This window comes from Streptomyces atriruber (assembly GCF_001418325.1).
In the GTDB taxonomy this organism is placed as follows: Bacteria; Actinomycetota; Actinomycetes; order Streptomycetales; family Streptomycetaceae; genus Streptomyces; species Streptomyces atriruber.
Genome location: NZ_LIPN01000287.1, coordinates 1 through 7,950 on the forward strand (window position 1 = coordinate 1; position 7,950 = coordinate 7,950).

Genomic DNA, 7,950 nt, shown 5'->3' on the forward strand with positions numbered 1-7,950 from the left:
GCCGCCGCGGCGGGCACGGCGACCGCACTCGCCCGTGCCGCCGCCGAGGGGCGGCCCTTCGGCCTCGTCGTGTCGGCCGGCATCGGCGGCGGTTTCCCGTCCGGTCTGCCGCCCGCCGCGCCCGTCGGCTCGCTCGTCGTCGCCGACGAGATCACCGTCGCCGATCTGGGCGCCGAGACCCCCGACGGTTTCGCGCCCGTCACCGAGCTGGGTTTCGGCGCGGTCACCCACCGTCCGCCGCCTTCCCTCGTACGGGAGGTCGCCGATGCCTGCGGTGCCGCGACCGGCACCGTCCTCACCGTCTCCACCGTGACCGGCTCCGCCGAGCGCGCCGCCGGGCTGCGGCTGCGCCACCCGCGCGCCCTGGCCGAGGCGATGGAGGGGTTCGGGGTCGCCGAGGCGGCCGCGCTGCACGGCCTGCCCGTCCTCGAGGTCCGCGCGGTCTCCAATCCCGTCGGCCCGCGCGACCGTGCGGCCTGGCGGATCGGCGACGCGCTGTCCGCGCTGAGCGACGCGTTCGGGAAGTTCGCGCCGGTACTGAGGAGTTGGAACACACATGACTGAGCCGAACGCGGCCCTCGACCGCCCCCTGCGCATCGCGTACTCGCCCTGCCCCAACGACACGTTCGTCTTCGACGCCTGGGCGCACGGCCGGGTGCCGGGCGCGCCCGGCCTCGACGTCACGTTCGCGGACATCGACATCACGAACGGCATCGCGGAGCGCGCCGCGTCCTCCTCGCAGGCGTCCGACCTGGACGTCCTGAAGGTGTCGTACGCCGTGCTGCCGTACGTCCTGGACGAGTACGCGCTGCTGCCCTGCGGCGGCGCGCTCGGCCGTGGCTGCGGGCCGCTCGTCCTGACCCGTGAGCCGGGCGTCGATCTGACCGGCAGGACGGTCGCCGTGCCGAGCGAGAAGTCGACGGCCTATCTGCTCTTCCGCCTCTGGGCGGCGGACACGCTCTCCGGCGGTGGCGTCGGCGAGATCGTGGTGCTGCCGTTCGACCAGATCATGCCCGCGGTGCGCGACGGCAAGGTCGACGCGGGCCTGGTCATCCACGAGGCGCGCTTCACGTACCAGAACTACGGCCTGCACTGCCTCGCCGACATGGGCGAGCACTGGGAGGCCACGACGGGCCTGCCGATCCCGCTGGGCGCGATCATCGCGAGGCGGAGCCTCGGGACGGCGGTGCTGGAGCGGCTCGCCGAGGCGGCCCGTACGTCGGTGCGCATGGCGTGGGACGACCCGGAAGCCTCGCGTCCGTACGTCCTGGAGCATGCCCAGGAGATGGATCCGGCGGTGGCGGACCAGCACATCGGCCTGTACGTCAACGAGTTCACGGCCGACCTCGGCGAGAACGGCTATGCCGCGGTCCGGGGTCTGCTGACGCGCGCCGCGGCCGAGGGGCTCGTGCCGCCCCTCGGACCGAACGCTCTGTCGTTTCCCTAGCGGCTCTTGAGGCGGCAGCGGGACGTGAGGCGAAGGCGGGACGTGGGGCGGAAGCGGGACGTGAGGCGGACGCCCGCCTCCGCCCGCGCCGTACGCCCGCGCTACACGTCCAGCTGGTCGGCGACCGCCCGCAGCAGGCCCGCGATCTTCGCGCCGGACGCCCTGTCGGGATAGCGGCCCTTTTCCAGCATGGGTGTGATGTTCTCGAGCAGGGTCGTCAAATCCTGGACGATCGACGCCAGTTCATCCGGCTTACGGCGCTGCGCGGCCGCCACCGACGGCGTGGGGTCGAGAATCGCCACCGAAAGGGCCTGGTCACCGCGTTGTCCCGCGACCACGCCGAATTCCACGCGCTGGCCGGGCTTGAGTGTGTCGACGCCGGCGGGCAGTACTGAGGAATGCACGAAGACGTCGCCGCCGTCGTCGCGGGAGAGAAAGCCGAAGCCCTTCTCGCTGTTGAACCACTTGACCTTGCCGGTAGGCACGTGAAGTCCTCGTCCTCGTACTCGTCGTACTCGTCTGTGCCGGGTCCGCCCGTCCGGAACGACGGGGCGAAAACGGCTCTGGATAGCACTACAGCGGGTCGCCCGACCCGCCAAGACACAAGACTATGGGTCCCGGGGCCGGTGACAAGACGTCCCCGGATTCTTCCTTCGCGCTGGGAACTACCCTGGTCGGGTGCGTGACAAAACCCAAGCGAATTCCGCCGGGCCGGGCGATGGAATGGTCCGGACCGGAGCAATCGTCTTCTTCGTCGGAGCAGTGGCCACACTGGTCACGGTGGCCCCGCTCTTCCTGGGCACCGATCCCTTTCCGTCCATCGCGTACGCGGTGTGCATGCTGATGGGCGTCGGGTTCCTCATCGCGATGGCCGGTGTCCTGCGCGGCATTGCCTTCCAGCGGCGGCAGGCCAGGTCCAGCACCACCTAGGGCCCGTCCGGCGCCGGGCGCCGCTGCCCGGCGGCGCTCAGCGCTCCTGGGCGGTCCGCCGCGCCGCGTACGCGTCGAGCCAGGCCGGGAACTCCGCAAGACCGTCGAGAACGACGTCGGCACCCGCCGCGCGCAGTTCCGCTGCGTCGCAGGGTCCGGTCGCCACCGCGACGGAGAGCGCGCCCGCCGTACGCGCGCCGCGTACATCGCCGGTGTGGTCCCCGACGTACACCGCCGCGTCGTGCTCGCGCAGCGCCTCGGCCTTCGCCTCGGCCCACAGCCAGCCGATGACGGCGTCGGCCTCGATGCCGAGGTGCGACAGGTGCAGCTTCGCGTTGGGCTCGTGCTTGGCGGTCACCACGATCGCGCGGCCGCCGTGCGCGTGCACCGCCGCTATGGCCTCGCGGGCGCCGGGCATCGCGAGCGTCGGCTCGATCGCGTGTGTGGTGTAGATCTCGCGGTAGAGGTCGCCCGTCGCCGCGATCTGCTCCTCCGGGAACCAGTTCCGCAGCTCCTCCTCCAGCGGCGGGCCGAGCCGGGTGACCGCCAGGTCGGCGTCGACGTACGTCCCCGTCCTCGCGGAAAGCGCCTGATAGGCGGCCTTGATGCCGGGCCGGGAGTCGATCAGGGTCATGTCGAGGTCGAAGCCGACGGTCAGCGTGTGTGAGGTCATGCGCCCATTGTGCCGAGGGCGGGCCCCCCGCCCGCACGTAGACTTAGCCCACCCTTACCACCCTGTGAAACGAGCCCAGTCGATGCGTGTGCCCGTCCGACGCGCCGCCGTGCTGACGGCAGCCGTCGTGGCCCTGCTGCTGGCCGTCCTGCTCAGCCTCGCCGTAGGTGCCCGCGCCATCGCGCCGTCCGCCGTCCTCGACGCGCTGCTGCACGGCGGCCACAGCGACTCCGCCGAGGTGATCCGCGAGATGCGGGTGCCCCGCACCGTCATCGGCGTGCTGGTCGGCGCCTCGCTGGCGCTGGCCGGGACGGTCCTCCAGGGCGTGACCCGCAATCCGATCGCCGACCCCGGCATCCTCGGCATCAGCCAGGGCGCGTCGGTGGGCGTCGTCCTCGCCATCGCCTACGCCGGGGTCCACACCCTCACCGGATACGTGTGGTGGGCGTTCGTCGGCGCAGGGATCGCGTCCGTCGCCGTCTACGCCATCGCGGCCGGCGGCCGGGGCGGCGCGACGCCCGTGAAGCTCGCGCTCGGCGGCGCCGCCGTCAACGCGCTGCTCGTCTCCGTGACGACGGGGATCCTCACCACCAAGGCCTCCGCGCTCGACGAGTTCCGGTTCTGGCAGGTGGGTTCGCTCGCCGGGCGCGACTCCGAGATCGTCGGCCAGATCTGGCCGTTCCTCGTCGTGGGCCTCGTGCTCGTCCTCGTGGTGGCGCGCGGCCTGGACGCGCTCGCGCTCGGCGAGGACGTCGCGAAGGGCCTCGGCCAGAACGTCGCGGCGGTACGGATCGTCGGCGGGCTCGGCGCGACCGTCCTCACCGGCGCGGGCGTCGCCGCCGCGGGCCCCATCGCCTTCATCGGCCTGGCCGTCCCGCACATCGCCCGCGCGCTCATCGGCAGCGACCACCGCTGGGTGCTGCCGCTGGCCGCCGTCCTCGGGCCCGTGATGCTGCTGGTCTCCGACACCGTCGGGCGGATCGTCTTCCCGCCCAGCGAGGTGCCCGCCGGAGTGATGACCGCGCTCATCGGCGTGCCGTTCCTCGTGACCCTCGTACGACGGAAGGCGGTGGCCGCGTGACCACGGCGCCCGCACCGGCCCCGGCCCGGATCCGCCCCGCCGGCTACGCGGTGCTCCGCGTGCGCCGGGCCGCCTTCCTCGTGCACCGCAGGGGCGCCGCCGTCGCCGTGGCCCTCACCGTGCTGCTCGCCGCGAGCTGTCTCGCGTACCTCTGCGTCGGCGAGTCCTTCGTCCACCCCGCCGAGGCCCTGAAGGTCGTCTTCGGACGGCCCTCCGCCGACGAGCTGGTCGTGGGCACGCTGCGCGAGCCCCGCATGGTGGTGGGGCTGCTGGTCGGCGCCGCGTTCGGCGTGGCGGGCGCGCTCATCCAGACCGTCGCCCGCAACCCCCTGGCCAGCCCCGACATCATCGGCATCAGCCAGGGCGCGAGCGCGCTCACGGTCGGCGCGATGACCTTCGGCATCACCTCGTACACCGTCCTGCCCTATCTGTCGGTGCTCGGCGGCGTCGCCGCGGCCGCCCTCGTCTACGTCTTCGCGTGGCGCGGCGGCCTGCACGCCACCCGCTTCGTCCTCATCGGCATCGGCTTCGCCATCGCCCTGCGCTCGGTGACGACGCTCTTCATGACCAAGGGCGACTACCTCGTCGCCCAGCAGGCCCAGATCTGGATGACGGGCTCCCTGAACGGCCGCGGCTGGGCCGAGGCGAACCCGCTCGGCCTGACCCTGCTCGCGCTGCTCCCCTTCGTCCTGTGGGCGGCCCGCGCCCAGCGCGCGGTCAGCATGGACGACGACACGGCGACGGCCCTCGGGACGCGCCTCGGGCACGTACGCCTCGGGCTCGTCCTGCTCGGCGTCGTCCTCGCGTCGGTGGCGACCGGCGCCGCGGGCCCCGTCGACTTCGTGGCGCTCCTCGCCCCGCAGATCGCCCGCAGGCTGACCCGCACCGCACAGATCCCGCTCCTGTGCTCGGCGCTGCTCGGCGCACTCGTCGTGGTCCTCGCCGACCTGCTGGCCCGGCGGCTCTTCTCGCCGACCGAGCTGCCCGTCGGCGTGCTCACCGCGGCCATCGGGGCGCCCTATCTGATCTGGCTGATCGTCCGCAGCCGCTCCGTCCGCAATGGAGGCACGTCGTGACCGCCGCCCGCCTTTCGGCCCGCGAGCTGACCCTCGCCTACGAGGACCGCACGGTCGTCGACCGCCTCGACCTCACGATCCCCGACGGCAAGGTCACGGTCATCGTCGGCCCCAACGCCTGCGGCAAGTCGACGACGCTGCGGGCCCTCGGCCGCCTCCTCAAGCCGAAGAGCGGTGCCGTCCTGCTCGACGGCGAGTCCCTCGCCAAGCTCCCCACCAAGAAGATCGCCCAGCAGATCGGGCTGCTCCCGCAGACGCCCGTCGCGCCCGAGGCGATCACCGTGGCCGACCTCGTGGCGCGCGGCCGCCAGCCGCACCAGCACTGGTGGCAGCAGTGGTCCGACGAGGACGAGAAGGCGGTGACGGAGGCGATGGAGCGCACCGACGTCGCCGCGCTCGCCGAGCGCTCCGTCGACGAGCTGTCGGGCGGCCAGCGCCAGCGCGTGTGGATCGCGATGGCCCTCGCCCAGGACACCGGTTTGCTCCTCCTGGACGAGCCGACGACCTACCTGGACATCTCGCACCAGGTCGAGGTCCTCGACCTGGTCCGCGAGCTGAACCACGACCGGGGCCGCACGGTCGTCGTGGTCCTGCACGACCTGAACCAGGCCGCTCGGTACGCCGACCACCTCGTCGCCATGAAGACGGGCGAGGTCGTCGCCGAGGGCGCCCCCGCGGAGGTCGTCACCGAGGAACTCGTGCGCCAGGTCTTCGGCCTGGAGTGCGTCGTCGTGCCCGACCCCGTGACCGGCTCTCCCCTGGTCGTCCCCGGCCCTCCCTGGTCGGCGTCCGCGACCGCCCCCGCCCACAGCGGCACGTCCGCCTGACCGCACAGCACAGCACCACAGAGCACAGCACCGCACCGCCTGACCGCATCGCACCGTCCGACCGCACGAAAGGCGTCCCCCCATGATCTCCCTCCGCTCCCCCCTGCACCGCCCCGCGCTCCTCACCGGCTCGCTGGCCCTGACCGGCGTGCTGGCGCTGACCTCCTGCGGCTCGTCGGACTCCGGCGACGACACCGCGGGCTCGGGCGGGACCCACACGGTGAAGACGGCCATGGGCGACGTGAAGGTGCCCGTCCACCCGCAGCGCGTCGTCGTCCTCGACACCGCCGAGCTGGACTCCGCGATCACGCTCGGCGTGCAGCCGGTCGGCGCCACCCACGTCGAGGCGTCGTCGGGCTTCCTCGGCTACCTGCCCAAGGACAAGGTCGGCGGCATCAAGGACGTCGGCGAGATGATGACGCCGAACATGGAGGCCATCGCGGCGCTGAAGCCGGACCTCATCCTGACGTCGAAGATCCGGCACGCCGCCAAGTACGACCAGCTCAAGCAGATCGCGCCGACCGTCATGACGGAGACGACCGGCTACCCCTGGAAGGAGAACTTCCAGGTGCACGCCGACGCGCTGGGCAAGCAGGCCGAGGCGAAGAAGGTCGTCGCCGACTACGAGGCGCACACCAAGAAGGTCACCACCGCCCTCGGCGGCCCCGCGAAGGCCGAGCAGACCGAGGTCAACGTCCTGCGCTTCATCGAGGGCGCCGACATCCGCCTCTACGGCGACCAGAGCTACATCGCCACGCTGCTCAAGGACGTCGGCCTCGGCCGCGCGCCGATCTCCGCGAAGGCCAAGGACGGCTTCTCCTACGACCTCTCCCCCGAGAAGATCGACCTCGCGGACACGGACGTCATCTTCCGCTCCACGTACGGAGATCCGAAGAAGTCCAAGGAGACGCAGACCGTGGGCAGCGGCCTGTGGAAGAACATGAAGGCGGTGAAGTCCGGCAACGTCCACACCGTCGACGACGAGCTGTGGATCCAGGGCATCGGCTACACCGCCGCGGACCGGATCCTGGACGAGATGCAGGCCGACCTGACGAAGAAGTAGGCCCGCTCCTCACGGCCGTTGCCGCTGCGACCTCCACAGCAGGAAGAGCGCGGAGGCGACGGCCGCCCCCCGCACCACCCACGGCCAGGTGTCGGCCATGGCGTCGCTCATGTGCCCTTCCTCGATCGCCTCGCCCCAGCGCCCCTCGCTGCGCCCCCACAGCCAGGTGATCCCGGCGGCCACCGCGAGGCCCGGCAGCCCAAGGACGGCGAACTTCACCTCGGTGCGGGAGAGCCTGCGGGAGGCGTAGGCGATGAGCCAGCCGACGCCGAGGACCACCAGGTTGCCGAGGACCGCGCCGACGGTGAGGAGCGCGGCGGCGAGCAGGAGCAGCGGGTTGCTGAACGTCGGCCCGGCGTGGGCACCGGCCCGGGGCAGCCGCCACCGTCGGCCGCGTCCGTGCGGCGCGTCCTCCTCGTACGCCTCCTCGTCCTCGTCGGCCTCTTCTTCCTCGGCCTCCTCCTCTTCGTCCCCCGGCTTGCCGCCCGCCTTGGGCGGGGGCTTGAACAGCTCGGGGATCTCCACGCCGCCGACGAAGCCGGGGACGCTGTCGGCGAGGCCGAACGGACTGCTGTCCACGCGCCACCAGTCGGGCTGGGAGTCGCTGGGCCCCAGCTCGTCGGAGCCCGCGAGGTGCGGCGGCGAGGCGCCCTCGAAGAGGTCGGGCGGATGGCGCGGCTCCGGGATCTGCGCGGCCTCGGGAGCCTCCTTGGCTCCCTTGGTCCCGTTGGCGTCCTTGGTCCGCGCGGTGCGGCGGGGCCTCGGTACGCGGAGGGCGCGCGGCTTGACCGGACCGTCCCCCGCCCCGTCGCCCGGCGCCCTCGCCCCCGTGTCTCCCGGCGGGGCCCCCGGG

10 protein-coding genes are annotated in these 7,950 nt (G+C 72.6%); 7 read left to right on the forward strand and 3 right to left on the reverse strand.

Features of this window, described 5'->3' with window-relative positions; translation table 11 throughout:
• Nucleotides 1-564 (forward strand): futalosine hydrolase (locus AOK03_RS27565; protein ID WP_055568056.1); only part of this gene is annotated, 564 nt, incomplete at its 5' end.
• A complete protein-coding gene (locus tag AOK03_RS27570; RefSeq protein ID WP_055568057.1) occupies nucleotides 557-1,447 on the forward strand; it encodes a 1,4-dihydroxy-6-naphtoate synthase in 891 nt (296 codons plus the stop codon). The genes AOK03_RS27565 and AOK03_RS27570, both read left to right, overlap by 8 nt.
• 101 nt (nucleotides 1,448-1,548) lie before the next feature.
• Here AOK03_RS27570 and AOK03_RS44915 read toward each other — a convergent pair whose 3' ends face one another.
• Nucleotides 1,549-1,932 carry a cold-shock protein gene (locus AOK03_RS44915; protein WP_055568058.1) on the reverse strand — a complete coding sequence of 128 codons (384 nt, stop codon included), beginning with the start codon at nucleotides 1,930-1,932 and terminating at the stop codon, nucleotides 1,549-1,551.
• 193 nt (nucleotides 1,933-2,125) lie between these two features.
• Here AOK03_RS44915 and AOK03_RS27580 point away from each other — a divergent pair, with 193 nt between their 5' ends.
• Complete coding sequence (locus AOK03_RS27580) at nucleotides 2,126-2,377, forward strand: hypothetical protein (RefSeq protein ID WP_079074994.1); 252 nt, start codon at nucleotides 2,126-2,128, stop codon at nucleotides 2,375-2,377.
• Nucleotides 2,378-2,414: 37 nt separating this feature from the next.
• On the opposite strand, the gene AOK03_RS27585 is transcribed toward AOK03_RS27580, so the two are convergent.
• Nucleotides 2,415-3,050, reverse strand: coding sequence for an HAD family hydrolase (locus AOK03_RS27585; protein WP_055568060.1), 636 nt, complete (start codon nucleotides 3,048-3,050; stop codon nucleotides 2,415-2,417).
• Nucleotides 3,051-3,132: 82 nt separating this feature from the next.
• Here AOK03_RS27585 and AOK03_RS27590 point away from each other — a divergent pair, with 82 nt between their 5' ends.
• The 4 genes from AOK03_RS27590 to AOK03_RS27605 all read left to right on the forward strand — a co-directional run bounded on the left by AOK03_RS27590 (nucleotide 3,133) and on the right by AOK03_RS27605 (nucleotide 7,097).
• A complete protein-coding gene (locus AOK03_RS27590) occupies nucleotides 3,133-4,131 on the forward strand; it encodes a FecCD family ABC transporter permease (RefSeq protein ID WP_055568061.1) in 999 nt (332 codons plus the stop codon).
• A complete protein-coding gene (locus tag AOK03_RS27595; RefSeq protein ID WP_055568062.1) occupies nucleotides 4,128-5,207 on the forward strand; it encodes a FecCD family ABC transporter permease in 1,080 nt (359 codons plus the stop codon). The genes AOK03_RS27590 and AOK03_RS27595 overlap by 4 nt, the downstream gene beginning before the upstream one ends.
• Nucleotides 5,204-6,034: an ABC transporter ATP-binding protein gene (locus AOK03_RS27600; RefSeq protein WP_055568063.1), complete on the forward strand. Its 831-nt coding sequence runs from the start codon at nucleotides 5,204-5,206 to the stop codon at nucleotides 6,032-6,034. Before AOK03_RS27595 ends, AOK03_RS27600 begins: the two co-directional genes overlap by 4 nt.
• An 82-nt stretch (nucleotides 6,035-6,116) precedes the next feature.
• Nucleotides 6,117-7,097: an ABC transporter substrate-binding protein gene (locus tag AOK03_RS27605; protein WP_055568064.1), complete on the forward strand. Its 981-nt coding sequence runs from the start codon at nucleotides 6,117-6,119 to the stop codon at nucleotides 7,095-7,097.
• A 9-nt stretch (nucleotides 7,098-7,106) separates the two neighbouring features.
• On the opposite strand, the gene AOK03_RS27610 is transcribed toward AOK03_RS27605, so the two are convergent.
• On the reverse strand, nucleotides 7,107-7,950 hold an 844-nt coding region (locus tag AOK03_RS27610; protein ID WP_055568065.1), incomplete at its 5' end, for a hypothetical protein.

Excerpts from the sequence above, each read along its gene's own strand:
- AOK03_RS27570 (WP_055568057.1), top strand. The coding sequence starts at position 557 with ATGACTGAGCCGAACGCGGCCCTCGACCGCCCCCTGCGCATCGCGTAC.
- AOK03_RS27605 (WP_055568064.1), top strand. The coding sequence starts at position 6,117 with ATGATCTCCCTCCGCTCCCCCCTGCACCGCCCCGCGCTCCTCACCGGC.
- AOK03_RS27585 (WP_055568060.1), bottom strand. The coding sequence starts at position 3,050 with ATGACCTCACACACGCTGACCGTCGGCTTCGACCTCGACATGACCCTG.
- AOK03_RS27590 (WP_055568061.1), top strand. The coding sequence starts at position 3,133 with ATGCGTGTGCCCGTCCGACGCGCCGCCGTGCTGACGGCAGCCGTCGTG.